The 25555-nt window shown below is 50.7% G+C and carries 23 protein-coding genes and 1 rRNA gene; 4 read left to right on the top strand and 20 right to left on the bottom strand.

From position 1 onward, the window contains the following. Positions 1 to 82, top strand: a 5S ribosomal RNA gene (rrf, locus tag OGY37_RS23455); the annotation flags it as partial. A gap of 87 nt (positions 83 to 169) precedes the next feature. On the opposite strand, the gene OGY37_RS01010 is transcribed toward rrf, so the two are convergent. The 7 genes from OGY37_RS01010 to OGY37_RS00980 form a co-directional block, all read right to left on the bottom strand. After that, a complete protein-coding gene (locus OGY37_RS01010) occupies positions 170 to 928 on the bottom strand; it encodes an amino acid ABC transporter ATP-binding protein (protein WP_126317321.1) in 759 nt (252 codons plus the stop codon). A gap of 7 nt (positions 929 to 935) precedes the next feature. Further along, on the bottom strand, positions 936 to 2039 hold the full coding sequence (locus OGY37_RS01005) for an amino acid ABC transporter permease (protein WP_126319745.1): 1104 nt from the start codon (positions 2037 to 2039) through the stop codon (positions 936 to 938). 9 nt (positions 2040 to 2048) lie between these two features. Next, positions 2049 to 3230: an amino acid ABC transporter permease gene (locus tag OGY37_RS01000; RefSeq protein WP_003828860.1), complete on the bottom strand. Its 1182-nt coding sequence runs from the start codon at positions 3228 to 3230 to the stop codon at positions 2049 to 2051. Positions 3231 to 3299: 69 nt separating this feature from the next. Continuing rightward, positions 3300 to 4325 carry an amino acid ABC transporter substrate-binding protein gene (locus tag OGY37_RS00995; protein WP_003828858.1) on the bottom strand — a complete coding sequence of 342 codons (1026 nt, stop codon included), beginning with the start codon at positions 4323 to 4325 and terminating at the stop codon, positions 3300 to 3302. A 460-nt stretch (positions 4326 to 4785) separates the two neighbouring features. Next, on the bottom strand, positions 4786 to 5007 hold the full coding sequence (locus OGY37_RS00990; protein WP_003025292.1) for a lipoprotein: 222 nt from the start codon (positions 5005 to 5007) through the stop codon (positions 4786 to 4788). Between the two features lie 270 nt (positions 5008 to 5277). Then, positions 5278 to 8391 carry an efflux RND transporter permease subunit gene (locus OGY37_RS00985; RefSeq protein ID WP_286619821.1) on the bottom strand — a complete coding sequence of 1038 codons (3114 nt, stop codon included), beginning with the start codon at positions 8389 to 8391 and terminating at the stop codon, positions 5278 to 5280. 11 nt (positions 8392 to 8402) lie between these two features. Next, positions 8403 to 9563 carry an efflux RND transporter periplasmic adaptor subunit gene (locus tag OGY37_RS00980; RefSeq protein WP_008785974.1) on the bottom strand — a complete coding sequence of 387 codons (1161 nt, stop codon included), beginning with the start codon at positions 9561 to 9563 and terminating at the stop codon, positions 8403 to 8405. 414 nt (positions 9564 to 9977) lie between these two features. Here OGY37_RS00980 and envR point away from each other — a divergent pair, with 414 nt between their 5' ends. Beyond that, entirely contained in the window at positions 9978 to 10634 is a 657-nt protein-coding gene (gene envR, locus OGY37_RS00975; protein WP_048225757.1) for an acrEF/envCD operon transcriptional regulator, read from the top strand. 46 nt (positions 10635 to 10680) lie between these two features. On the opposite strand, the gene OGY37_RS00970 is transcribed toward envR, so the two are convergent. From OGY37_RS00970 to acuI, 13 genes are all read right to left on the bottom strand, one after another. Then, complete coding sequence (locus tag OGY37_RS00970; RefSeq protein ID WP_003025279.1) at positions 10681 to 10845, bottom strand: DUF2556 family protein; 165 nt, start codon at positions 10843 to 10845, stop codon at positions 10681 to 10683. 82 nt (positions 10846 to 10927) lie between these two features. Next, entirely contained in the window at positions 10928 to 11812 is an 885-nt protein-coding gene (yhdJ, locus tag OGY37_RS00965; protein ID WP_008785971.1) for an adenine-specific DNA-methyltransferase, read from the bottom strand. An 88-nt stretch (positions 11813 to 11900) separates the two neighbouring features. Further along, a complete protein-coding gene (fis, locus tag OGY37_RS00960; protein ID WP_000462905.1) occupies positions 11901 to 12197 on the bottom strand; it encodes a DNA-binding transcriptional regulator Fis in 297 nt (98 codons plus the stop codon). Positions 12198 to 12222: 25 nt separating this feature from the next. Further along, on the bottom strand, positions 12223 to 13188 hold the full coding sequence (gene dusB, locus OGY37_RS00955) for a tRNA dihydrouridine synthase DusB (protein ID WP_126317324.1): 966 nt from the start codon (positions 13186 to 13188) through the stop codon (positions 12223 to 12225). Positions 13189 to 13486: 298 nt separating this feature from the next. After that, entirely contained in the window at positions 13487 to 14254 is a 768-nt protein-coding gene (locus OGY37_RS00950) for a carbonic anhydrase (protein ID WP_286619818.1), read from the bottom strand. Positions 14255 to 14424: 170 nt separating this feature from the next. Then, positions 14425 to 15306: a 50S ribosomal protein L11 methyltransferase gene (prmA, locus tag OGY37_RS00945; RefSeq protein WP_003025221.1), complete on the bottom strand. Its 882-nt coding sequence runs from the start codon at positions 15304 to 15306 to the stop codon at positions 14425 to 14427. Positions 15307 to 15317: 11 nt separating this feature from the next. Next, complete coding sequence (gene panF, locus OGY37_RS00940; RefSeq protein ID WP_286619816.1) at positions 15318 to 16769, bottom strand: sodium/pantothenate symporter; 1452 nt, start codon at positions 16767 to 16769, stop codon at positions 15318 to 15320. Beyond that, positions 16759 to 17001 (bottom strand): YhdT family protein, encoded by a 243-nt coding sequence (locus tag OGY37_RS00935; protein ID WP_079938239.1) that lies wholly within the window; start codon positions 16999 to 17001, stop codon positions 16759 to 16761. Before OGY37_RS00935 ends, panF begins: the two co-directional genes overlap by 11 nt. Before the next feature lie 107 nt (positions 17002 to 17108). Next, the gene (gene accC / locus OGY37_RS00930; RefSeq protein WP_003828838.1) at positions 17109 to 18458 is read right to left on the bottom strand and encodes an acetyl-CoA carboxylase biotin carboxylase subunit; all 1350 of its coding nucleotides are present in this window, start codon (positions 18456 to 18458) and stop codon (positions 17109 to 17111) included. Between the two features lie 10 nt (positions 18459 to 18468). Further along, entirely contained in the window at positions 18469 to 18939 is a 471-nt protein-coding gene (gene accB / locus OGY37_RS00925) for an acetyl-CoA carboxylase biotin carboxyl carrier protein (RefSeq protein ID WP_003025210.1), read from the bottom strand. A 392-nt stretch (positions 18940 to 19331) separates the two neighbouring features. Further along, positions 19332 to 19931: a protein-methionine-sulfoxide reductase heme-binding subunit MsrQ gene (msrQ, locus tag OGY37_RS00920; protein WP_198579246.1), complete on the bottom strand. Its 600-nt coding sequence runs from the start codon at positions 19929 to 19931 to the stop codon at positions 19332 to 19334. Then, positions 19932 to 20936: a protein-methionine-sulfoxide reductase catalytic subunit MsrP gene (gene msrP / locus OGY37_RS00915; protein WP_003828834.1), complete on the bottom strand. Its 1005-nt coding sequence runs from the start codon at positions 20934 to 20936 to the stop codon at positions 19932 to 19934. 119 nt (positions 20937 to 21055) lie between these two features. Continuing rightward, a complete protein-coding gene (gene acuI / locus OGY37_RS00910; RefSeq protein ID WP_003828832.1) occupies positions 21056 to 22030 on the bottom strand; it encodes an acrylyl-CoA reductase (NADPH) in 975 nt (324 codons plus the stop codon). Positions 22031 to 22255: 225 nt separating this feature from the next. Here acuI and csrD point away from each other — a divergent pair, with 225 nt between their 5' ends. Together csrD and mreB are read left to right on the top strand one after the other, a co-directional pair. Beyond that, positions 22256 to 24196, top strand: a complete 1941-nt coding sequence (gene csrD, locus OGY37_RS00905) for an RNase E specificity factor CsrD (RefSeq protein ID WP_003828829.1) — start codon at positions 22256 to 22258, stop codon at positions 24194 to 24196. Between the two features lie 306 nt (positions 24197 to 24502). Next, complete coding sequence (gene mreB / locus OGY37_RS00900) at positions 24503 to 25546, top strand: rod shape-determining protein MreB (RefSeq protein ID WP_000913396.1); 1044 nt, start codon at positions 24503 to 24505, stop codon at positions 25544 to 25546. Positions 25547 to 25555 lie beyond the last annotated feature (9 nt).

Below are 25555 nucleotides of genomic sequence, written 5' to 3'. Positions count from 1 at the left end.
CCATGCCGAACTCAGAAGTGAAACGCCGTAGCGCCGATGGTAGTGTGGGGTCTCCCCATGCGAGAGTAGGGAACTGCCAGACATCAAATAAGTGAAAAGGCCATCCTTTCGGATGGCCTTTTTGCATTTATACGCGAAAATCAGCCGGAACTGTATCCGGCATATATATTTAATGAATAACCTGCGATAAAAACGCGCGAGTGCGTTCCGATTTGGGGTGAGCAAAAAACTCATCCGGTGGTGCCTGTTCCACAATCTCGCCAAGATCCATAAAGATCACCCGGTCAGCTACTGTGCGGGCAAAGCCCATTTCATGGGTTACACATAGCATGGTCATACCCGATTGCGCCAGACCTATCATGGTATCCAGCACTTCTTTTACCATTTCAGGATCCAACGCTGATGTGGGTTCATCAAATAACATGATTTTGGGTTTCATACACAGCGAGCGTGCAATGGCCACGCGCTGTTGTTGTCCACCAGAGATTTGCCCGGGATATTTATGCGCATGTTCGGCAATGCGGACCCGCTCAAGGTAGTGCATTGCCAGTACTTCAGCCTCTTTTTTCGGCATCTTTTGCACCCAGATAGGCGCCAGTGTGCAGTTTTGCAAGACAGTTAAATGAGGAAAGAGATTAAAGTGCTGAAAGACCATGCCGACTTCTTGTCGGACGCGCTCAATATTGCGGATGTCTTCATTGAGTTCAATCCCATCCACCACAATGCGTCCTTGCTGATGTTCTTCAAGATGGTTAATACAGCGGATAGTTGTCGATTTACCCGAACCGGAAGGCCCGCATAATACGATGCGCTCTCCCTGTTTTACCTTTAGGTTGATGTTTTTCAGGACATGAAACTGTCCGTACCATTTGTTGACGTTTTCCAGTGTAATCATCGAGTCGGTAGACGGCATTAATAATTGGCTCATAAATTCCTCAGTGCGGTGTACGCCCGGTGTTAAAACGTTTTTCCAGATGCTGGCTGTAACGCGACATGCTGAAACAGAAGATCCAGTAGATCAGTGCGGCAAAAACATATCCTTCCGTCGACATACCCAGCCACGCAGGGTCCACAGTTGCCTGCTGTACGCTACTGAAGAGATCAAACAGACCGATGATGATGACCAGGCTGGTATCCTTGAACAGAGCGATAATCGTGTTAACCAGGCCAGGGATAACCAGCTTGAGGGCTTGCGGAAGAATGACCAGCCCCTGAGTTTTCCAGTAACCTAGCGCCAGTGATTCTGCGGCTTCATACTGACCTTTTGGTAGGGCCTGTAACCCTCCGCGAACCACTTCTGCGACATAGGCCGACTGGAAAAGAATAACGCCGACCAGCGCCCGGATAAGCTTGTCGATACTGGTTCCTTCGGACATAAACAGAGGAAGCATGACCGAGGACATAAACAGAACGGTAATCAGCGGTACACCGCGCCAGAACTCAATGAAAATGACGGATAAAACCCGCACGACTGGCATATGGGAACGACGTCCCAACGCCAGTAAAATGCCCCATGGAAGCGCGCCTGCAATCCCCACGGATGCAATAATAAGCGTCAGTGTTAATCCGCCCCACTGCCGTGTTTCTACGCGTTCAAGCCCGAAAAAACCACCGTACATCAGCCACCAGACGACAATCGGATAAATGACTGCCCAGATGGCGATATAGCGGCCACGGTGAGGAATGGTTTTCCAGAACATCGGAACAATAGAAACCAGACCAATCATCAGGGCCAGATTTACGCGCCAACGCTGATCGTGGGGATAAAGCCCATACATGAATTGCCCGAAGCGTTCATGAATGAACACCCAGCAGGCTCCCGCTTTGGTGCAGTCTGCCCGGGTAGAGCCGACCCAGTTGGCCTGAAAAAATACCCAGTTCAACAGTGGTGGAAGAAATGACCAAATCAGCCATACGCATAGCAGGGTGAGCAGGCTATTTGACCAACTGGAGAACAGGTTTTTACGCACCCAGAGTAGACTGCGGCTTGCCGGATTGCTGCGCTGGCGCGAGGGGTGAGACAGCAGTGCTTTTGTCATCATGGCTCCTTAGCGCTCAATCAGTGCAATACGGCGGTTATAAATATTCATCAGCAAAGAAATACTCAGACTGATGATCAGGTATACCGACATGGTGATGGCGATCGTTTCAATGGCTTGCCCTGTTTGATTGAGTACCGTGCCGGCAAACAGTGAAACCATGTCCGGGTAGCCAATGGCGGCTGCAAGAGAAGAGTTCTTGACGATATTCAGGTACTGGCTGGTCAGTGGGGGAATGATGACGCGTAGCGCCTGTGGGATGATTACCTGGCGTAGCGTCACCGGATTTGGCAGACCCAGCGAGCGTGCGGCTTCATGTTGGCCGTAAGGAACTGCCTGAATGCCTGCCCTAATAATTTCTGCAATAAATGCCGAGGTATATACCGAAAGCGCCAGAGTTAGTGCCGCCAGTTCAGGAATAAGCACCATACCGCCACTGAAGTTAAAACCACGGAGCGCGGGAATATCCCAGTGAAGCGCAGCGCCAAACATCCACTGTGAAATCACCGGTAAAAGTACGATCAACGCAAGAGCTGTGGGCCAGGTCCGACGTAGCTGACCGGTTTTGGTCTGATGCATTCTGTTGAAGCGAAATAGCCCGATGGTGACGACGATAGCGATAACAACAGCGGTGCAAAAGGCAAAAAAACCTTCTCCCATTTGCGGGGACGGAATATAGAGCCCCCGGTTACTCAGGAACATCAAATCCAGCGCGTTAACGGCCTGGCGTGGGCCGGGCAGGTTACGTAATACGGCGAAATACCAGAAGAAGATCTGCAGCAGCGGCGGTATATTGCGGAACGTTTCGATGTAGATCGTCGAGAGCTTTCGCAATAACCAGTTATCTGACAGGCGTGCCAGCCCGAGAAAGAAACCGAGAATTGATGCGAAAACAATGCACAGTGCTGAAACTAACAGCGTATTGAGCAGGCCGACCACAAAGACACGACCATACGTATCGCCTTGCTCGTAATCGATCAGATGTTGGACAATGCCAAATCCGGCGCTGCGATCGAGAAAAGAAAACCCCGAGGTAATACCGCTATTGTTCAGGTTATTTATCGTGTTATGAATGAGATAGACCGCAATGCTGATAACCGCAATGACGGCGAGTATTTGAAATAACCAGGCGCGGACCGCAGGGTTAGAAAAGGATAATGATCCTTTTACGGTTGAGCGGCGATGGAACATAAGAAAACCTCAGTAACTATGACTCTGGGCTGAGCGCCGCAGTTGCGGCGCCCGTTACATCACTACGCATTAGCGCACCGGTGGCGCATATTGAATGCCACCGTTATTCCAGAGGTTGTTCTGTCCACGTTTGATCTTCAGCGGACTTTCCGATCCAACGTTACGTTCAAAGATCTCCGAATAGTTACCAACCTGCTTGATAATGTTGTAGGCCCATTTGTTATCAAGCTTCAGATCCTTGCCATAATCCCCTTCTTTACCCAACAGGTGTGCCATATCCGGTGTTGCTGGATTAGCCGCTTTTTCATCGACGTTTTTCGAGTTAACACCCATTTCTTCCGCATTCAGCATGGCGAACAGCGTCCAGCGAACAATGGAGAACCACTCATCGTCCCCACGACGTACGACAGGTCCCAGCGGTTCTTTAGAAATAACTTCTGGCAGGACGATCCACTCCGCAGGATTGCTCAGCTTGATGCGTAGGGCATACAGCTGAGACTGGTCGGAAGCTAGCGTGTCGCAACGTCCAGATTCCAGAGCTTTGGCTGATTCATCCGAGCGGTCAAAAGTGACGGGGGTGTACTTCATCTTGTTGGCTTTAAAGTAGTCGGCCACGTTCAGTTCGGTATCGGTTCCCGCCTGAATACAGACCGTTGCGCCATCCAGCTCTTTAGCGCTCTTCAGGCCTGCTTTATTGTGGGTAAGAAAACCAATGCCGTCGTAATACGTTACGCCAGTGAAGGACATGCCCATACCGGCATCACGAGAAGAGGTCCACGTGGTATTACGAGAGAGCAGATCGACTTCACCAGACTGTAATGCGGTAAAGCGTTCCTTGGCGGTGAGCGGGGTATATTTTACTTTGCTATCATCGCCAAATACGGCGGAGGCAACGCCACGACATACATCAACATCAATACCCGAGAACTTGCCACTTGCATCGGCGTAAGAAAAGCCAGGCAAGCCGTCGCTGATCCCACATTGCACAAACCCTTTTTTCTTTACGGCATCAAGTGTTGCGCCGGCATGTGCCTGATTTGCAACAGCAAGCAGCACACCGGCCGCAGCCAGGCTGGCGATTATCATCTTTTTCATAGAGCATCCTGTGTGGAGGAATTATTGTTATGGAAACGTTCTGAAAACGTCTTTTACCTGTCTGTGGCTTTGGCCATACTCTTTTAAGCAAAGGTAGTGCCAGTTTTTTGCGCCTGATTATTCGACGCAATATGCAGAGTGTAGACAGGAAAAAATAAATGCAGCGCCCTGAAGTGGTGCAAAATTGAAACGTAAGCCACATTTCGGCGCAAAAAATTTAAAAATCAGACAGGACGCGTGATAACGATTTCTGGCGTTAATATTAATGGCGTGAGAATAATGAAAAGAGATTGTGGTGTTACGAAAAACAGAAAAAATGCTAATTTCAAATCGTGGATGTGTGAAGGAACTCTATAATAATTCTATTATATGCCAGGCACTATTAAGCAACGTTTTGTCTTATATGTAGATTTTATGCTTATTGCTAAAAGCGCGGTAATAACCGCGCTTTTGAGATGATTTATTTGGTCAGGGCGACAATCCCAAGTGTTAGTCCGGCAACGGCTGCAGCACCACCGGCGATGGCTCCGGCTGTTTCCCAGTTATCCTGGGTAGTGCCTTTCATACAGGTATTGGTATGAACCAGGCGCCCCTGATCGTCGTATACAGGTACGCAAGGAGAATCGTGTGCACAGCCAGCCAGGAATGCGGTAAGCAATGCAACGGATATTAATCTTTTCATGGTGTTACCTCAAAATAAGCGTTTCGCTAATTAAGCAAAGACAAACGCTAAGCCATCTGCGAACTCGGTGATTATTTTACCACTTCTTAAAAAAGGACTGACATGAGGAATAATCTCAATTCATGTGGATTGTAAAAATAATGGATAAAAAGAAAGGTTGCAGGCGAGTTTAGAGGGATAGTTTAAATGAAATAAATGGCTATCTTACTAATAAATAAAGAGGAGCATCGTAGGTGAAAAAGGCGTCCGTAGACGCCTTTATTTTACAAATTAATCGTTGTGCCGACTAAAACGCCGTCTTACGACAACAAAGAAGACGGGGACGAAGAAGATAGCCAACAATGTTGCGGTCAGCATTCCTCCCATAACACCTGTACCGACCGCATTCTGCGCACCACTACCTGCTCCGTGACTGATAACCAGAGGCATAACCCCCAGAATAAAGGCCAGGGATGTCATCAGGATAGGACGAAGACGCATACGCGATGCCTCCAGCGTCGCTTCAATCAACCCCTTGCCTTCTTTATCCATCAGGTCTTTGGCAAATTCGACGATCAGGATAGCGTTCTTAGCCGAGAGGCCGATAGTGGTTAGTAAGCCAACCTGGAAATACACGTCGTTATTCATCCCACGCAGTGATGCTGCTAACAATGCGCCCACAACACCGAGCGGTACAACCAGCATCACCGAGAAAGGAATAGACCAGCTTTCATACAATGCGGCAAGGCAAAGGAAGACAACGATTAGCGAGATGGCATACAGCGCAGGCGCCTGGTTACCCGACAGCCTTTCCTGATAGGACATCCCCGTCCAGTCATGACCAATACCGTTTGGCAGTTTTTCCGCCAGACTTTCCATCAGCGCCATTGCTTCACCAGTGCTTCGCCCTGGTGCCGCTTCGCCCAGTATTTCCATGGATGGCATACCGTTGTAACGTTCCAGTCGCGGTGAACCATAAATCCAATGTGATGCACTGAACGCAGAGAACGGAACCATTTCGCCATTGGCGCTGCGGATATACAGATTATTGATGTCCGCTGGCAGCATGCGGTATTTTGCATCTCCCTGGACGTAAACTTTCTTCACGCGGCCACGGTCAATAAAGTCGTTAACGTAATAGCCGCCCAGTGATGCGGAGATAGTTTCGTTGATATCCGACAGCGATACCCCCAGCGCCTGTGCTTTCTCCTGATCAACATCCAGCTTAAACTGCGGAGTATCTTCCAGTCCGTTAGGACGAACGCGAACCAACAGATCGGGGTGTTTAGCCACCATCCCCAGCAGTTGGTTACGCGCTTGCGTCAACGCCGTATGCCCCAGACCGCCCTGATCGATCAACTCAAAATCGAAGCCGGTTGCGGTACCCAGTTCAACAATAGCGGGCATATTGAAGGGGAAGACTAACCCATCGCGGATCTGGCTGAACGCGCGTGTGGCGCGTGCAATGACCGCTTCAACACTATTTTTCTCGCCGCTACGTTCATCCCAGGGCTTGAGGCTAACGAATGCCAGACCTGAGTTTTGCCCTTGACCGCTGAAGCTAAAACCGTTAACCGTGAAGACGCTTTCGACGTTAGCTTTCTCATTGGTCAGGTAGTACTGAGTAACCTGATCCAGTACTTTCTGGGTGCGCTCTTGCGTAGCGCCTGCCGGAAGTTGAATCATTGTCATAAACACACCCTGATCCTCCTCTGGCAGGAAGGAGGTCGGCAGGCGCATAAACAGAACCGCCATTCCGATGACGATTATCAGGTAGACGACCAGATAACGCCCGGTTTTACGCACAATACCGCTGACGCTATTGGTGTAGTGATTGACGCTGTGATCGAATTTGGTATTAAACCAGCCAAAGAAACCGCTTTTTTTCTCGTGATGCTCAGCCGATACCGGCTTCAACAGCGTTGCACAAAGCGCAGGGGTCAGGATCAGCGCGACCAGTACAGAAAGCGCCATGGCGGAAACGATGGTGATGGAGAACTGCCGATAGATAGCCCCGGTTGAACCGCCAAAGAAGGCCATCGGGATAAATACCGCAGAAAGCACCATGGCAATACCAACCAATGCCCCCTGTATTTGTGACATGGATTTTTCTGTCGCCTCTTTGGGCGGCAGATTATCTTCCATCATCACGCGTTCTACGTTTTCCACCACCACTATCGCATCATCGACCAATAGGCCGATGGCGAGTACCATGCCGAACATCGTCAGGGTGTTTATTGAGTAGCCAAACGCAGCAAGCACGGCAAATGTGCCCAACAATACGACAGGTACGGCGATGGTCGGAATGAGCGTTGCCCGGATGTTTTGCAGGAACAAATACATGACCAGGAACACCAGCACGATCGCTTCAAACAGCGTTTTTACCACTTCATGAATGGAGATGGTCACAAATGGCGTCGTGTCGTACGGGTAGACCACCTTCATTCCCTGCGGGAAGAATGGTTGCAGTTCAACCAGCTTGGCTTTAATAGCGTTCGCGGTATCCAGTGCGTTTGCCCCGGTTGCCAGCTTGATCCCAAGGCCGGATGCAGGCTTACCGTTAATACGCGCCACGACGTTGTAGTTTTCCCCGCCCAACTCGATACGCGCGACGTCTTTCAGGTGAACAACCGAACCATCGCTGTTCACGCGTAAAGTCACTTTGCCGAACTCTTCAGGGTCTTTCAGTCGCGTTTGCGCAATGATAGAAGCGTTCAGCTGCTGGTTAGGTAATGCAGGCGTCCCCCCTAACTGACCTGCGGCAATCTGATCGTTCTGTACCTTCAACTGATTGATCACATCAACCGGCGTGAGCTGATATTTATTCAATAAGTTTGCATCCAGCCAGATGCGCATGGCGTACTGTGCACCAAACAGCTGCACGTCACCCACGCCATTCAGACGGCTGATTGAGTCTTTAACGTTCGAGGCGACGTAATCGGAAATGTCATCCTGTGTGGTTTGTGGGTTGTCAGAAACAAAGCCCGCGACCATCAAGAAGCTGCTGCTGGATTTCTCGACGCTGATCCCTTGCTGCTGAACTTCTTGCGGCAGTAGCGGAGTGGCGAGCTGCAGTTTATTTTGCACCTGCACTTGCGCGATATCGGGATCGGTACCGGACTGGAAAGTCAGCGTAATAGTCACACTCCCGGCCGAGTCGCTGGTGGAGGACATATACATCAGGTTATCGATACCATTCATATTCTGTTCGATAACCTGTGTGACTGTATCCTGAACCGTCTGTGCATCCGCACCAGGGTAGGTGGCAGAAATAGCGACCGCAGGAGGCGCAATGGTCGGGTACTGTGCCACGGGCAGTTGCATGATTGCCAGAGCACCCGCCATCATCAGAATGATAGCCAATACCCAGGCAAAGATAGGACGCCTGATAAAAAAGTTAGCCATGTCCGGTTACCTTATTGGGCTTTCGTGGCAGGGGTTTCGGTATCGGCGGTTGCTTTAACCTGAACGCCTGGACGTGCTTTCTGTAAGCCGCTCACGATAACTTTGTCACCCGGTTGCAGGCCTTCGCTAATGAGCCACTTGTCACCAATAGCTTGTGCGGCAACGACTGCGCGAGACTCAACCTGACTCTTGTCGTTAACGACCATTACGGTGGCATCGCCGCGAGGCGTACGCGTTACCCCCTGCTGCGGAACGAGAATGGCATTCGGCTGGACGCCTTCATCAATGCGTGCGCGCACAAACATGCCCGGCAACAGCGTGTGCTGTGGGTTAGGGAACACGGCTCTGAGGGTGATTGAGCCGGTGCTTTCATCAACCGTCACATCGGAAAACTGCAAAGAGCCTTTTAGCGGGTATGACTGACCATTTTCCATTACCAGTTCGACAGTACTGCTGGCGCTGTCTTTATGCAGGCTCCCTTGTTCAACGGACTGTTTGAGGCGCATAAAGTCGTTACTGGACTGTGTCACGTCGACGTAAATGGGATCGAGCTGTTGAACGGTAGCAAGCTCTGTAGCCTGGCCATTCGTGACTAATGCACCTTCGGTGACGTTAGATTTTCCGATGCGTCCGCTAATTGGCGATGTCACTTTGGTGTAGGCCAGATTGATACGCGCGCTTTCGACCGCCGCTTTTGCCGCGATCACGGAGGCATCGGCCTGACGGGCATCAGCAATTGCCTGATCGTACTCTTGCTGGCTGATGTACTTGGTGCCAACCAATGGCACATAGCGTTTTACCGTTAAATGCGCGATTGCAGCCGCCGCTTCACTCTTCGCCAGTTCACCTTTGGCGCTGTCATAGTCAGCCTGATAAGTCGCGGGATCGATCTGATAAAGTGACTGTCCGGCTTCAATATCGCTTCCCTCAGTGAAATTCCGTTTAAGCACTATCCCGCTGACCTGGGGACGGACTTCTGCAATTCGGAATGCCGTTGTGCGCCCGGGTAATTCGGTCGTTACGGCTAAAGGAGCCTTTTCGACGACATGGACAGTCACCTGCGGTTCTGCGGGATGAGCTTGTGTTTCTCCCTGATCGTTACAACCGGCGAGTAATGCTGCGGAGACGATGATGAATGAGGGCAGGAGTGAAAACCTGGCATTTTTCGTCATTTCTATTCCTTAAAAAACCGAACGCTCGTTATTAACCGGGTAATGCAGGGGCGATAACGCGCACAAGAAAAAAATAATAGTTGGCTATCCTACAAATTATTAGCTTGCGATGTAAGCAATACTTATTTATGGGCGCGATGCACGGCACGTAAAAGCAAAAAAAGATTAATCGACAGCTGTTTCATTGTGGTGTTAATCGCAATACTATGATGCGCATAAACACAAATTGAAATAAGCATTTGGTTTGTGAATATATTGGTTGTTGATATTTGTTTTGTTTATTCGTGTGCAAAGTCCGTAATAATATTTTTTAGAACTCGTTTAAATAAATGCTAAGTGATACATTTGTTCCGTATCGCAAATATTAGATAAGAAAGTTAATCATTCTCTACTCTACCTCAGACAGTCGGAACCATGGCCAGAAAAACGAAAGCTGATGCCCTCAAAACGCGGCAGCACCTGATAGAAACGGCAATTGTACAGTTCGCCGCACGCGGCGTAAGCAATACGACGCTAAACGACATTGCGGATGCCGCCAGCGTGACGCGTGGCGCGCTCTATTGGCATTTCGAAAATAAAACTCAATTGTTTAATGAGCTATGGTTACAACAACCACCTTTACGCGATCTGATTCAGGACAAGCTAATTGGTCGTTGGGGTGATAACCCTTTACAGCGATTGCGAGAAAAGTTTGTGGTGGGGTTACAATATATTGCAGAGAACCCTCGTCAGCAGGCATTAATGCAGATTTTATATCATAAGTGTGAATTTCATAACGATATGATATCTGAGCAGGCTATTCGCGATAAAATAGGTATCAGTCATCAAAGCATTCGTGATTCCCTGCAAAAGTGTGTAGATGACAATCTGATTGCCACCACTCTTGATTTAGATGTCATCATCATTATTCTGCACGGTAGTTTTAGCGGAATTATAAAAAACTGGTTAATGAATCCAGTGAGTTATGATCTATATGGGCAAGCTCCAGTATTAGTTGATAATGTACTAAAAATGTTAAGCCCAGACGGTAGCGTCATGCAATTAATGCAGAGTGAAAACCAGGTCGGATAGTTTTTACCGCCAGAGGCTGACGGCTGTCGAAGCATTACCTGAGGTGCTATTCGAGGTCGACGCAGTTGACCAGCTTAAGGGGATTCACTGAGTTCATATTCCGGCACTTGTCGTGCTCTGTTGTCATCAGCTCTATCCACTGGATGAGCAGCGCATCAAAAAGAAAAACGAAGACCGCAAAAACAACCAGCCACCAATACTTGCGAATCATTCCTAAACCCTGTGTATTCATGCCCAAGCGTGCAGGGAATATACACGAAATTTTTAAGCTGAAAAGCAGACTTACAATGCCTTTACTTTGTTGAAAGATCGCCACTCTTTGCCGTCAATCGACTCTTTTTAGACAGGTTTTTTGTCTTACGTTTTTTCACCTTGGCAAGCTCAATTTCTGAAAAATGAGAACCGATACTCAGTCTTCTGAGCCCCATTTTTACGTATTCAGTATTGATCTCAATCCCGACAAACTTGCGACCCAATTCCACGGCGGTAGCACCGGTGGTGAAGCTGCCGGCGAACGGATCGAGTACCTTGTCATCTGGGTTCGAGGACGCCAGAATTATACGCTCCAGGAGGGCTTTGGGTTTCTGGGTGGGGTGGTTTTCGTATTCGTCCATCAGATAGCGTACGCGTGGGAACTCCCAGACATTGCCCGGCACTTTTTTCTGATTGTATGGCTGCGGCGGGTTTTTTCTGTAGTCTATTAGCGCGCGTTTAGCGCCAGTTTTGGCTTCAACCAGAATATCGTCACGATTAAATGTGTAGTTTTTCTGATCTTTTACCATCATCAGGATCGGTTCATACATCGAACCAAAGTAATTTTTGGCTTGTACCCCTGAGCTATCGTATGACCACACGATACGACTCTTGATGGTAAAAAGCGGGCGGCATTTGAGGTCGATGTACGGCATGTTCTCCGTACTGTTCATGATGTACATGGTGCCGTGTGGTTTGAGGATGCGATGGCACTCGTCGATGCACTCAAACAACCACGCCAGAAAGGCCTCTTCGTCCCAGGATTCCACCATCCCGTCAAAGTCTTTCCCGATGTTATAAGGAGGGTCAGCAAAAATGAGTTCGACACTTTCAGACGGCAGTTTTTTCAGTTCAGTTAGCGCGTCACCCAGGATTATCTTTTTAGATTCATCGCCAAAATAGACAGGTTCACATCTCGCGTTCATCGCCAAAGCCTCCCGTGTGACGTCAATAAAAAAGGCGCTTCCCCATGCCGAGTAGCGCCTTTTAAAACAAACATTTAACTGATTAGTATCAGTTCATGCCGTATTTTTTCAGTTTTTTACGCAGTGTACCACGGTTGATGCCCATCATCAGGGCAGCACGGGTCTGGTTACCGCGGGTGTATTGCATCACCATGTCCAACAGGGGCTGTTCTACTTCAGCCAGTACCAGCTCATAGAGATCATTCACATCCTGACCATTCAATTGAGCAAAATAGTTCTTCAGTGCCTGTTTAACCGAGTCACGCAGGGGCTTTTGAGTTACCTGGTCCTGAGAGTTAACGGTAGAAACGGTCAGTACGTCAGAATTTACGCGTTGTTCGAACATAGTTCTGTCAGCTCTTTATTTCTGTTTACGCAAAATTTTCGAAGTATGCCTCCAACGCCGCCAGCTGTTCGCTGGAATCTTCAATGGCGTTGAATGTGCGCCGAAACTGGTCATCCGGAGCGTGTTCCTGGAGATACCAGGATACGTGTTTACGCGCAATTCGGTACCCTTTTGCCTGACCATAAAAGTCGTGCAGTTCCCGAATGTGCGCACAAAGCAAGCGCTTCACCTCTGCCATAGGCAGCGGGGGCAGCAGCTCCCCAGTGTCCAGATAATGCTGGATTTCCCGAAAGATCCAGGGTCTTCCCTGAGCTGCACGTCCTATCATCAGGGCATCCGCCCCCGTATAGTCGAGTACAGCTCTGGCTTTATGCGGGTCAGTAATGTCGCCATTCGCGATAATCGGAATGGAAACTTTCTGCTTAACTGCCCGAATACTGTCGTACTCAGCATCTCCATTGAACAAACAGGCGCGGGTGCGTCCATGAATGGTCAGAGCCTGAATGCCACAGCCTTCAGCCAGTTGGGCAATCTCTACGCAGTTACGGTGTTCCGGAGCCCAGCCGGTGCGAATCTTGAGTGTGACAGGAACGTCCACTGCATTGACGACCTCGGTTAGTATCGATTTCACTAAATCCGGGTACTGCAAGAGGGCTGAACCTGCGAGCTTGCGATTCACTTTTTTAGCCGGACACCCCATATTGATATCAATAATCTGGGCGCCGCTTTCCACGTTAATACGTGCGGCATCGGCCATCTCAACAGGGTCGCTACCGGCAATTTGCACCGTGCGAATTCCTGGCTCATCAACGTGCACCATCCGTAAACGAGACTTGTCACTTTCCCAAACCTGCGGGTTAGAAGACATCATCTCGGATACTGTCAATCCGGCTCCCATCTCATAGCACAGCGTCCTGAATGGTCTGTCAGTGATGCCAGCCATAGGTGCTGCGATCAGGCGATTTCTGAGCTGGTATTGTCCGATGCGCATGAGTTAAGAAATGACCATACTGTGACTGCAAGGCGGCGTATATTACGCATTTTTCGCACGAGATGAAAGGCCAAACTTTGACCAATCCACTGAGGTGGATCAATGAATTGCCGTAAATGTGAACGCATGAAAATATTTAATCATATAAATCATCGCATTATAAAAATGTGTCGATTTTATATACACATATAATTTTGCGTAACTTCTCATTTTTTCTTCAGCTGCAGACGGTACTGACAAGATATTCTGCTGAATTAATCAGCAAATTACCTCGTCATTGTGTGATCGCTACCTCATTTTAGTACAGGATCTCGGTATCCCCAGAATAGCTGTCCGTAATCTTGCGTTCATTCAACGGCTGCAGCGGGCGATTGTTTGCTGGCCCAACAATGTAGTGAAATTTATCCAACTGTTCGGCAGAAAGAGCAACAGGCGTTTTCAGGACAGACCAGGTGACGCCTTCGGTGCAGGGAGGTGTTGTTAACGAACCACGGTAGCGCCAGTAGGTTTTATTGTCGGGTAAAAGCTGGTGGATATCGACCGGCGAGAAGATGTCCATGCTGCTGTCCTCCATGGTTGGAAAGGACTCCCACAAATTTTGAATCGCCTGGTTCTGTTCACCCACGTCAAACATAACCGCCACAATAGCAATGTCTCCGGATTGACTTTTGTGGAGCAACTGCATCTCCAGCGGATAGGTTTTACCGTTGAGGGTATGTTCACTCGGGGCGTGAAAATCAAATTGTTTTAAATAATAAAGCGTTTCATCAATTTCAATAGAATTAGATGCGTAACTACTCATCGTTGCTTGCAACGTATGGTTAATGCTCCGAAATCTAGTTGGGCCATCGACGTACTGCATGTTTAGCGCGGGGAGACCGAGTTTACTGGTTGTGGTGGTCTGGATGTCTATGGGGGATTGGTTTATGCCTGTCTGGCACGTTGCATACGCTTTGCTGATTTCTCCCCATCGTGCGGGGCCGTTTTCTTCGGTATATCCCCATCGTGCGGGGTCGTTTTCTTCGGTATATCCCCATGGTACGGCCAGCGTGGTCAGTGGCATCATGCATGCTGCCAGCAAAGTTGTTGTAAAACAGTTGAAACGCATACGTTTACTCAACGAAACTCAATATAAAAAATAACAAAATCAATTGATTATTATATCGCTGAGGAAAGTGTCGGTATGCTGGTCAATTGTCTGAAAATGGCGTGGTCAGATAACCACGCCGGAAGGGATTATTTTTTCTGGCCGGTAATGCGACACCACTCTTCTTTCTCGATAACCGGATCGAGCGTAAAGAGATCGGCATAGGCTTCACAGACGCTTTCCGCCTGGCTGGCAAGAATACCAGAAAGCCCCAGCAAACCGCCCTCAACGGGCAGTACGCTGATTAACGGAGCCAGTTCACGTAATGGGCCAGCAAGGATGTTGGCGACCACCACGTCGGCTTTCATCGCCTCTGGCTGGTCTTTCGGCAGATAAAGCTCCAGACGCTCAGAAACACCATTACGCTGGGCGTTATCACGGCTGGCCTGAATCGCCTGCGGGTCGATATCCACGCCAATGGCTTTCGCCGCACCCAGCTTCAGTGCCGCAATGGCAAGAATGCCGGAGCCGCAGCCAAAGTCGATAACCGTTTTACCGTTAAGATCAAGACCGTCCAGCCATTGCAGGCACAGAGAGGTAGTGGGGTGCGTGCCTGTGCCAAATGCCAGACCCGGGTCCAGCATCACGTTGACAGCATTCTCATCCGGGACATCGCGCCAGCTTGGGCAAATCCACAGACGTTCACCAAAGCGCATCGGGTGGAAGTTATCCATCCATTCGCGTTCCCAGTCTTTGTCTTCGAGCTGTTCGATTTTATGCGCGAAGCCTTCACCCAGCAGCGGATGCTGTTCCAGGATGGCAACCACTTCTTTCATGTCGGTTTCTGCATCGAACAAGCCGATAACGTCGGTATCACCCCACAGGCGAGTCTCGCCCGGCAGAGGTTCAAATACCGGCGTATCATGCGTATCCTGGAAAGTAATGGAAACGGAGCCCGCTTCCATCAGCGCATCGCTCAACTCTTCAGCGTTGGCACCGGTCGTGTTCAGTTTCAGTTGGATCCATGGCATGGCAAAACTCTTTATTTATCAGTAGTCAATATGGCGGCTTGCGGGACGGCGGGACCGAAACGGTTGCCTATCAGGAAAGCCAGCAAGCTTATCAGTAACGAGGGCACGATTGGGTGGAAGCCCAGGAACTGAACGTTAAAGGTGGCGAGTAGAGCATAAAGCACGCCGCCGACAATCATCGCGCTCAATGCGCCTGACGCGTTTGCCCGCTCCCAATAGAGGCCCAGCACCAGAGGCCACAGGAAGACGGCTTCCAGCCCGCCAAACGCCAGCAGATTCAGCCAGATAATCATCTCTGGCGGTTTCCAGGCGGCCAGCAACAGTAACGCGCCCAACAGCAGGGTAATCACTGCCGACATGCGTTTCAGCCGGGTTTCGTTTTCCAGCTGTTCCGGGCGAAGGTTCAGGTACAGATCCTTAATGATCGTAGCGGAACTTTGCAGCAATTGGGCATTGATCGTCGACATAATCGCAGCCATAGGTGCGGCGAGGAAAATCCCAGCAGCGACCGGCGGCAGGACTTTGACCATCAGCGTAGGGATAACCAGATCCGGTACCGTCAGGTCAGGGATGACCGCCCGTCCCAGGGCACCCGCCAGATGCATACCAAACATCAGGATCGCCACTACGATGGTGCCGATGATAATGCCGCGGTGTACCGCTTTACTGTCTTTATAAGAGATGCAGCGCACCGCGGTATGCGGTAGGCCAATCACGCCAAAGCATACTAACACCCAGAATGAGGTCATAAACGTGGGTGACAAAATGTCATCAGCGCCCTGCGGCGAGACCAGTTTAGGGTCGATAGTCTGCAGGGTTACCACCGCATTGCTAAGGCCACCGGCAGCATGAACGACGCCGACCAGCAAAACGATAGTACCAATCAGCATCACCATGCCCTGCATGGTGTCGTTCAGTACACTGGCGCGAAAGCCGCCGAACGCCGTGTATAACGCGATGCTGACGCCAAAAATCAGCAGACCGGTTTCGTAGGGGATACCCGCTGCGGTTTCCAGCAAACGTGCGCCGCCAATAAACTGTACGGTCATTGCCCCGACAAACGCGACCAACAGGCTGAGGCTTGCCAGCCATACCAGCAGGCGGCTCTGGTAGCGCGCAAATAGCATATCGTTGAGGGTAACAGCATTATAACGGCGTGCCAGAATCGCGAACTTCTTGCCGAGAATACCCAGCGACAGCCAGACGGCAGGCAACTGGATCATCGCCAGCAGCACCCATCCCAGTCCGTATTTGTAAGCGGCACCAGGACCGCCAATAAACGAGCTGGCGCTAATGTAGGTTGCCGTTAGCGTCATCGCTAACACGACCCCGCCCATGGAGCGGCTGCCAAGGAAATATTCATTCAGGAAGGTACCGGTAACTCTCTTACGCATGGCATAAACTGAGAGACCGAATACCACCAGAAGATAGGCGACCAGCGGTAAAATAACTTCAAGCTGCATCGTCATCCTCCAACGGAATGTCGCGATAGATAAACTTCACCATCGCCCAGCACAGCACGATAAAAGCCAGCGGCGTTAGCAGGCAGGCCATTTCGAACCAGTGCGGTAAGCCGGTAAAACCCAGCGTTGAATCAGGTAAGTAAGCGGCCACTAACCATGTGACCAGATATAAAAGGGTTAGCCACAGCGCCCAGCGCGCCTCTTTATGGGCCTGAACAAAACGAGCGTCCATTTTTTGTCCCTTGTGGATAAAGAAAGCGGGGATTGTACCTTATGGCACGTGCGGGAGGGGAGAAAAACAAAAGGCCGGAATTTCCGGCCTTTTCGGTTAACGCACGCTTACTTTTCCTGAAGTCCGAGTTTTTTCTCCAGGTAGTGGATATTGGTTCCACCGTGCTGGAAGTGCTCGTCATTCATGATACGGATCTGCAGGTCAACGTTGGTTTTGATACCGTCGATGATCAGTTCCTGCAATGCGTTTTTCATACGGGCGATAGCGACGTCGCGGTTTTCGCCATAGCAGATCAGCTTACCGATCATTGAGTCATAGTACGGAGGTACGGTGTAGCCTGCGTAAATATGAGACTCCCAACGCACACCAAAACCACCCGGCGCGTGGAAACGCGTGATTTTACCCGGGCTTGGCAGGAAGGTGTTCGGGTCTTCGGCGTTGATACGGCATTCTACCGCATGGCCTTTAACCACAACTTCGTCCTGCTTGATGGACAGCGGTTGGCCCGCTGCGATGCGCAGCTGCTCTTTGATCAGGTCAACGCCGGTGATCATTTCGGTTACCGGGTGTTCAACCTGAATACGGGTGTTCATCTCAATGAAGTAGAACTCGCCGTTTTCGAACAGGAATTCGAAAGTACCCGCCCCGCGATAGCCGATATCAACACAGGCTTTGGCGCAACGCTCGCCGATGTAGCGACGCAGTTCCGGGGTAATGCCCGGCGCTGGTGCTTCTTCGACAACTTTCTGGTGACGACGCTGCATGGAGCAGTCACGTTCTGCCAGATAAATCGCGTTACCCTGACCGTCAGCCAGCACCTGAATTTCAATGTGGCGTGGGTTTTCCAGGTATTTCTCCATGTAGACCATATCGTTATTGAAAGCGGCTTTCGCTTCCGCTTTGGTCATGGAGATGGATTGTGCCAGTTCGGCATCGCTGCGCACGACGCGCATACCGCGACCGCCGCCGCCGCCGGAGGCTTTGATGATAACCGGGTAGCCGATGCGTTTAGCATGAGCGCGGTTAGCGTCCATGTCATCGCCCAGCGGGCCGTCAGAGCCTGGGACTGTCGGTACGCCCGCTTTCTTCATCGCGGTGATTGCAGACACTTTGTCGCCCATCAGGCGGATGGTGTCGGCTTTCGGGCCGATGAAGATAAAGCCAGAACGCTCTACCTGCTCAGCAAAGTTGGCGTTCTCAGAGAGGAAGCCATAGCCCGGGTGAATTGCCACCGCGCCGGTGATTTCAGCGGCGCTGATGATAGCCGGGATGTTCAGATAGCTTTTTACGGACGGAGCCGGGCCGATACAGACCGTCTCATCCGCCAGCAATACGTGTTTTAAATCGCGATCCGCACTTGAATGCACAGCGACAGTCTTGATGCCCAGTTCTTTACAGGCACGAAGAATACGCAGGGCAATCTCGCCGCGGTTGGCGATAACAATTTTATCCAACATGTTCGCCTCGTTATTCGATGACGACCAGCGGCTCGTCAAATTCTACCGGTTGACCACTTTCTACCAGAATCGCTTTAACTACGCCGGATTTGTCGGCTTCGATCTGGTTCATCATTTTCATGGCTTCAACGATGCACAGGGTATCGCCCGCATTCACTTTCTGTCCGATTTCGATGAACGCTTTAGCATCCGGGCTCGGGGTGCGGTAGAACGTACCAACCATTGGGGAGCGTACGATGTGACCACTGATTTCCGCTGCTGCCGGAGCTTCCATACTTGGAGAGGCAGTTTGTGCGACAGCGTTAGACAGAGCTGGTTGCTGCATCACTGGTGCAGCATAAGCCTGTTGCATCATCGGAAAACTTGCAGCTGGCGCTGCACGGCTGATGCGTACAGATTCTTCGCCTTCAGAAATTTCCAGTTCGGAGATGCCTGATTCTTCAACCAGCTCGATCAGTTTTTTAATCTTACGAATATCCATGAGTGGGTTCCGTACTCTTTGTTTAGTGAGATTGTGACAGGCGTTTTACCGCCGTCTGTATAGCATTTTTATAACAGTGAGTGACAAGATGCCACGCATCTCAGGCGCTGCACTGGGCGCTGCTGCCATTAAGTGAGATTGCCAGACTTGTTAGTCATTGTGCGGCTATCTTCTGCCATTTTCGGGTAAAAGACAAAATATACCTTCAATATGCGATTGTCACCCTTTCAGCGCCTTAAAAACGCTACCGGGGATAGCAAAGTCGCACATTATAACTATTTCGTAGCAATTGGCAGCTAAATACTGGTCTTATCAGGGAAGATAATCAACCGTTAACATGTAAAGAAAATCGGATCGTCAGTGTTTTGCAACGCACTGCACATATCGTGAAACTACCGCCACCACTGGCGAAACTTCTTGTAACGGCACGCTAACAGCACCGCAGCGATCGCTGCATAAATAATCGGTTGAGGGGAGATAATTTTAACCGACCACAGATAATGTATGGGTGTCAGGATCGCCACAAGATAGACGAAGTTGTGCAAATACTGCCAGCTTTTACCCAGCTTTCGCTGTGCAGCCTGCGTAGACGTTAAGGTGAGGGCGAATAATATGACCCAACTGGCAATGCCCAAGGTTAAATAAGGCCGCGTAATTAATTCCCGCCCTAACAACGCCAGATTATTAATGCCCAGTTCCAGTAATGCGTAGCTGGTTAAATGCAGCGTTGCCCAGGCAAAACACCATAGCCCTAACAGGCGACGTGTGCGTATCAATAATGGCTGTTTAGCGTAGCGCGCGAGTGGAGAGACCAGCAAGGTCGCCAGCAAGAATTTCAGAGCTGTCCTACCGGTAAAGTGCTGGATATCTTTGACCGGATCGGCGCTCAGGCCGCCGTGATTTACCGCCCAAAATAGCCAGATAAACGGCAAAAAACCGGCAAGATGCAGGCAAACTTTCAGCCCGGTAATGTGCTTTGCAGTCAGACGCACTTAAAAATTCTCCTGCAAATTGAGTCCGCGATACAGTGACGCAACCTCTTCGGCATAGCCGTTAAACATCAGCGTGGGCTGACGCTGTACGTCCAGAATACCGCCAGCGCCAATAAAACGCTCGGTGGCCTGGGACCAGCGGGGATGATCGACATGCGGATTCACGTTGGCATAAAACCCGTATTCATTGGGCGCGGCCAGATTCCAGGTTGTCGGAGGGCGTTCGCGCGTGAGTTTGATACTCACGATCGACTTAATGCCTTTAAATCCATATTTCCACGGCACAATTAAGCGAATGGGCGCGCCATTTTGTGGCGGAAGGGCTTTTCCATAAACCCCCACTGTAAGCAACGTGAGTGGGTGCATCGCTTCATCCAGACGCAGTCCTTCAACATAGGGATACTTCAACCCGCCGCCAATAAAGCGATCTTTTTGTCCCGGCATTTCCTCTGGTGCGTACAGCGTTTCGAACGCGACATACTTCGCATTGCTGGTGGGTTCCACCTGCGCCAACAGTTTATGTAACGGAAAGCCAATCCATGGCACGACCATTGACCAGGCTTCCACACAGCGCATCCGGTAAATCCGTTGCTCCAGCGGGAAACGGGTGGTCAAGGTGTCGTGATCGAGAGTGAGTGGTTTGGCGACCTCACCACTGATTTTTAATGTCCACGGATCGGTTTTCAGGCTACCCGCGTTGGCTGCCGGATCCGCTTTGTCGAGACCGAATTCATAGAAGTTGTTGTAGCCAGAAACTTTATCCGCTGGGGTTAAAGGAAGCGAATTTTGCCAGGCGGCGGGCTTGCTGAAATTAAGCGGCTTTCCCGCGGGCGCGGGCGGGCGGTCATTACCCTTAAACCAACTCAGAAGGTCAGCCTGCGCAGAGTGGGGTAAAGACAACGCGGCTGCGCTGATCCCTAATGCTTTCAGCACCTGGCGACGCTGCATAAAAAAAGCCGACTCGTCAGTGACGTCGGCTTCTGTAAATGGACGTAATTTCTTCATAACAGACTCCCGGCTTACGCGTCATAACTGACAGGGGACGCGTAGTTAATATGGCAGGGAGTCTGTAGATGTGCCGCGAAATTTCGTTAATTAAGTGTAAATTTCTGCGCCAGGGTCTGTTACTTCACCTTCACCAGCGTACGGCCTTGCACCTGGTTATTGATGATGGCATCGGCGAACTTCGGCGCATCCGCCAGCGTAATTTCCGTTGCCGCCTGAGCATAGAAAGATTCCGGCAGATCCTTAACCAGACGCGCCCAGGCTTCTGCACGGCGTGCCGGCGGGGTCATCACCGAGTCCACTCCTTGCAAACGAACGTTACGCAGAATGAATGGCATCACCGTGGTTGGCAGAGCGAAACCGCCCGCCAGACCGCAGGCAGCAACACAGCCGCCGTAGTTCATCTGCGCGAGGACTTTCGCCAGAACTTTGTCGCCAACGGTATCCACCGCGCCAGCCCACAGCTGTTTTTCCAGCGGACGAGACTCGGCAAACTCATCGCGACCAAGAATACGGTTTGCGCCCAGGCTTTTCAGGTAGTCGTGGGTGCTTTCACGGCCCGAAACCGCCGCAACCTGATAACCCAGCTTATGCAGTAACGCAACGGCCGTGCTGCCCACGCCTCCGCTGGCGCCTGTGACGACAATCTCACCGTCTTGCGGACGAATTCCTGCATCTTCAAGCGCCATGACGCAAAGCATGGCGGTAAAGCCAGCGGTACCGATGACCATGGCTTTACGTCCATCCAGCCCTTTTGGCAGCGCAACCAGCCAGTCGCCTTTCACGCGTGCGCGTTCTGCCAGTCCACCCCAATGATTTTCACCCACGCCCCAACCGGTCAGTAAAACCTCCTGACCCGCATGAAAACGGGGATCTTCGCTTGCGCGCACGGTACCGGCGAAATCGATACCAGGAATCATCGGAAAATTACGAATGATTTTTCCCTTGCCGGTGATAGCCAGGGCGTCTTTATAGTTCAGGCTTGACCAGTGGACATCCACCGTCACATCGCCTTCCGGTAGCTGATTTTCGTCGAGGGGTTGAACGGATGCGAGGGTTTTTCCGTCCTGCTGTTCTAAGATCAAAGCCTGCATAACCTGTCCTCAATTCGTATAGTGGATTGGAAAATTAATAATGAAGACTATACTCGCTAATCAAAACATGATGCCGATTCTGCGCAATAAATTGCCAGATATACCTGATTTGGTAGTATGCCCTCACAGTTTGTATAAATTGACGGATTTTGCCTTCAGTTTTGCATTTTAGAGTCGATTTATTACTTTCAGGCCTGTTTCATAACTGTCGGAGTTAACACAAGGATGCGATTAACGACGAAATTTTCAGCTTTTGTCACGCTGCTTACTGGGTTAACGATCTTCGTGACTCTGATCGGCTGTTCGCTGAGTTTCTACAACGCTATTCAATATAAGTTCACCACGCGCGTTCATGCGGTCGCGACGGCGATTGATACGCATCTGGTCTCCAGAGATGTCGTTACGTTAACCCCGCAAATCGATGAGCTGATGGTTTCTGTTGATATCGTGCGCATCGAACTGTTGCAGGGCGGAAATGTGGTGTATGACCACTCACGCACCAGCAGCTACCGACCGGCAGGGACGAACAATCTCTACCGCGAGATTACCGTACCGTTGGTCAAGCATCCGGGTATGTCATTGCGTCTGGTTTATCAGGATCCAATGGGTAACTATTTCCATTCGCTACTGACCACCGCACCGCTCACGATAGCCATTGCTTTCATTATTCTGATGCTCTTTTTGTCTGTGCGCTGGCTTCAGCGCCAGCTTTCAGGTCAGGAACTGCTGGAGATTCGTTCCACGCGTATTCTGAACGGCGAGCGTGGACCGAACGTGCGGGGAACGGTCTATGAATGGCCTGCGCGTACCAGCAGTGCGCTCGATATGCTGCTGACTGAAATTCAAAATGCCCGCGAGCAACGCAGCCGCCTGGATACGCTGATTCGTTCCTATGTCGCACAGGATACAAAAACCGGGCTAAGCAACCGCTTGTTCTTTGATAACCAACTGGCCACGCTGCTGGAAGATCAGGAAAAAGTAGGCTCGCATGGCGTCGTGATGATGGTGCGCCTGCCGGATTTTACGCTGCTGCGCGATAGCTGGGGAATCACCCTCGCAGAAGAACAAATCTCGACGCTGATCAATTTGTTGTCGACTTTTATGACGCGATATCCGGGCGCGTTGCTGGCGCGCTACCACCGTAGCGATTTTGCTATCCTGCTGCCACACCGCACGTTGAAAGAGGCGGAAAGCATCGCCGGGCAATTATTAAAAGCGGTAGATGCACTTCCGGCTAATAAAATGATCGATCGTGCCGATATGGTTCATATTGGCATTTGCGTTTGCCGCAGCGGTCAGTCGCCGGAGCAAGTGATGGATCATGCTGAAGCCGCCACCCGGAATTCGGTATTGCAGGGCGGAAATAGCTGGTCGGTCTATGATGACTCGCTGCCGGAAAAAGGTCGGGGCAACGTACGCTGGCGTACGCTTATCGAACAGATGCTTAGCCGGGGCGGGCCGAGAATTTATCAAAAGCCTGCAGTAACGCGTGAAGGCCGGGTGCACCATCGGGAGTTGATGTGCCGTATTTTTGATGGCAACGAAGAGGTCATTTCGGCGGAATATATGCCGATGGTCCTGCAATTTGGTCTGGCAGAAGAATATGACCGTTTGCAGATAAGCCGTCTGATCCTGCTTTTGGGCTACTGGCCGCAGGAAAATCTGGCGATGCAGACAACGGTTGAATCGCTTATTCGTCCACGTTTTCAGCGCTGGCTGCGTGATACGCTGATGCAGTGCGAAAAATCATTACGCAAACGCATAATTATTGAACTTGCTGAGGCAGATGTCTGTCAACATATCAGCCGGTTACAGCCCGTCATCAGATTGATGAATGCGCTGGGCGTGCGTATTGCCGTTACGCAGGCGGGGTTAACGCTGGTGAGCACCAGTTGGATCAAAGAGCTTAACGTTGAGTTATTGAAGCTGCATCCAAGTCTGGTGAGGAACATTGATAAGCGAACGGAAAATCAGCTTCTGGTTCAAAGCCTGGTGGAGGCCTGTTCGGGAACACCCACGCAGGTTTACGCCACGGGCGTACGTTCGCGTAGTGAGTGGCATACGCTGACAGAACGCGGAGTTGCAGGTGGGCAAGGGGATTTTTTTGCCGCATCACAACCACTTGACACTAACGTGAAAAAATATTCGCAAAGATACTCGGTTTAACCTGCCGTTTAATTTGTTTTCACGTAGAATAACGCGCGCTGTGCCTTCTGGGGGTGTGCTTGCCTGCTCGCCAGGTTGTAACAGCAAACATGCAGGTGAATGACCTTTGACAGGTTGCAAACAAAAGCGAGGAGTGCTGCTGATTTATTCAGCCCTGATGGACTCAGGCCGGTTTTGTAACAAAGGAAACGAACTGCACTAATTTTCACCGTAGCAGATGATTTTTGCGCCTTGTCGCTGCTGCGTGTGGTTGGTAAAGTAAGCGGATTTTGTTTTCCGCCCCAGCTTTCAGGATTATCCCTTAGTATGTTGAAAAAATTTCGTGGCATGTTTTCCAATGACCTGTCCATTGACCTGGGTACCGCGAATACCCTTATTTATGTAAAAGGACAAGGCATCGTATTGAATGAGCCTTCTGTTGTGGCCATTCGTCAGGATCGTGCCGGTTCGCCGAAAAGCGTGGCTGCAGTAGGTCATGATGCGAAGCAGATGCTGGGTCGTACGCCGGGCAATATCGCTGCAATTCGCCCAATGAAAGACGGCGTTATCGCTGACTTCTTCGTGACTGAAAAAATGCTCCAGCACTTTATCAAGCAAGTGCACAGCAATAGCTTCATGCGCCCAAGTCCGCGCGTACTGGTGTGTGTACCGGTTGGAGCAACTCAGGTTGAACGCCGTGCGATCCGTGAATCAGCTCAGGGCGCAGGTGCTCGTGAAGTCTTCCTGATCGAAGAACCGATGGCCGCCGCGATCGGTGCGGGTCTGCCAGTTTCTGAAGCAACCGGTTCAATGGTTGTGGATATCGGTGGTGGTACCACTGAAGTTGCCGTTATCTCCCTGAACGGCGTAGTTTACTCCTCTTCTGTCCGTATTGGTGGTGACCGCTTCGATGAAGCCATCATTAATTATGTTCGTCGTAACTACGGTTCTCTGATCGGTGAAGCGACCGCAGAACGTATTAAACACGAGATCGGTTCCGCTTATCCGGGCGACGAAGTGCGCGAGATCGAAGTTCGTGGTCGTAACCTGGCTGAAGGCGTTCCGCGCGGCTTTACCCTGAACTCTAACGAGATTCTGGAAGCTCTGCAGGAACCGCTGACCGGTATCGTGAGCGCGGTAATGGTTGCGCTGGAACAGTGCCCGCCGGAACTGGCGTCTGACATCTCCGAACGCGGTATGGTGCTGACCGGTGGCGGTGCGCTGCTGCGTAACCTTGACCGTCTGTTAATGGAAGAAACCGGTATTCCAGTTGTTGTTGCTGAAGATCCGCTGACCTGCGTGGCGCGCGGCGGCGGCAAGGCGCTGGAAATGATCGACATGCACGGCGGCGACCTGTTCAGCGAAGAGTAATCGGATGCT

It is taken from the genome of Citrobacter sp. Cpo030, assembly GCF_030333005.1.
Classification (GTDB): Bacteria; Pseudomonadota; Gammaproteobacteria; order Enterobacterales; family Enterobacteriaceae; genus Citrobacter; species Citrobacter portucalensis.
Note: the sequence above shows the minus strand (reverse complement) of the source record. Positions and strands in the feature narration are given on the sequence as shown.

Coding starts and splice junctions, on each gene's coding strand:
- accC (WP_003828838.1), bottom strand. CDS start 18,458: ATGTTGGATAAAATTGTTATCGCCAACCGCGGCGAGATTGCCCTGCGT.
- OGY37_RS00990 (WP_003025292.1), bottom strand. CDS start 5,007: ATGAAAAGATTAATATCCGTTGCATTGCTTACCGCATTCCTGGCTGGC.
- csrD (WP_003828829.1), top strand. CDS start 22,256: ATGCGATTAACGACGAAATTTTCAGCTTTTGTCACGCTGCTTACTGGG.
- accB (WP_003025210.1), bottom strand. CDS start 18,939: ATGGATATTCGTAAGATTAAAAAACTGATCGAGCTGGTTGAAGAATCA.
- OGY37_RS00995 (WP_003828858.1), bottom strand. CDS start 4,325: ATGAAAAAGATGATAATCGCCAGCCTGGCTGCGGCCGGTGTGCTGCTT.
- OGY37_RS00950 (WP_286619818.1), bottom strand. CDS start 14,254: ATGATGCCACTGACCACGCTGGCCGTACCATGGGGATATACCGAAGAA.
- prmA (WP_003025221.1), bottom strand. CDS start 15,306: ATGCCATGGATCCAACTGAAACTGAACACGACCGGTGCCAACGCTGAA.
- OGY37_RS01010 (WP_126317321.1), bottom strand. CDS start 928: ATGAGCCAATTATTAATGCCGTCTACCGACTCGATGATTACACTGGAA.
- OGY37_RS01005 (WP_126319745.1), bottom strand. CDS start 2,039: ATGACAAAAGCACTGCTGTCTCACCCCTCGCGCCAGCGCAGCAATCCG.
- OGY37_RS01000 (WP_003828860.1), bottom strand. CDS start 3,230: ATGTTCCATCGCCGCTCAACCGTAAAAGGATCATTATCCTTTTCTAAC.
- dusB (WP_126317324.1), bottom strand. CDS start 13,188: ATGCGCATCGGACAATACCAGCTCAGAAATCGCCTGATCGCAGCACCT.
- OGY37_RS00970 (WP_003025279.1), bottom strand. CDS start 10,845: ATGATTCGCAAGTATTGGTGGCTGGTTGTTTTTGCGGTCTTCGTTTTT.
- msrP (WP_003828834.1), bottom strand. CDS start 20,936: ATGAAGAAATTACGTCCATTTACAGAAGCCGACGTCACTGACGAGTCG.
- mreB (WP_000913396.1), top strand. CDS start 24,503: ATGTTGAAAAAATTTCGTGGCATGTTTTCCAATGACCTGTCCATTGAC.
- yhdJ (WP_008785971.1), bottom strand. CDS start 11,812: ATGAACGCGAGATGTGAACCTGTCTATTTTGGCGATGAATCTAAAAAG.
- OGY37_RS00935 (WP_079938239.1), bottom strand. CDS start 17,001: ATGGACGCTCGTTTTGTTCAGGCCCATAAAGAGGCGCGCTGGGCGCTG.
- envR (WP_048225757.1), top strand. CDS start 9,978: ATGGCCAGAAAAACGAAAGCTGATGCCCTCAAAACGCGGCAGCACCTG.
- OGY37_RS00985 (WP_286619821.1), bottom strand. CDS start 8,391: ATGGCTAACTTTTTTATCAGGCGTCCTATCTTTGCCTGGGTATTGGCT.
- panF (WP_286619816.1), bottom strand. CDS start 16,769: ATGCAGCTTGAAGTTATTTTACCGCTGGTCGCCTATCTTCTGGTGGTA.
- fis (WP_000462905.1), bottom strand. CDS start 12,197: ATGTTCGAACAACGCGTAAATTCTGACGTACTGACCGTTTCTACCGTT.
- acuI (WP_003828832.1), bottom strand. CDS start 22,030: ATGCAGGCTTTGATCTTAGAACAGCAGGACGGAAAAACCCTCGCATCC.
- OGY37_RS00980 (WP_008785974.1), bottom strand. CDS start 9,563: ATGACGAAAAATGCCAGGTTTTCACTCCTGCCCTCATTCATCATCGTC.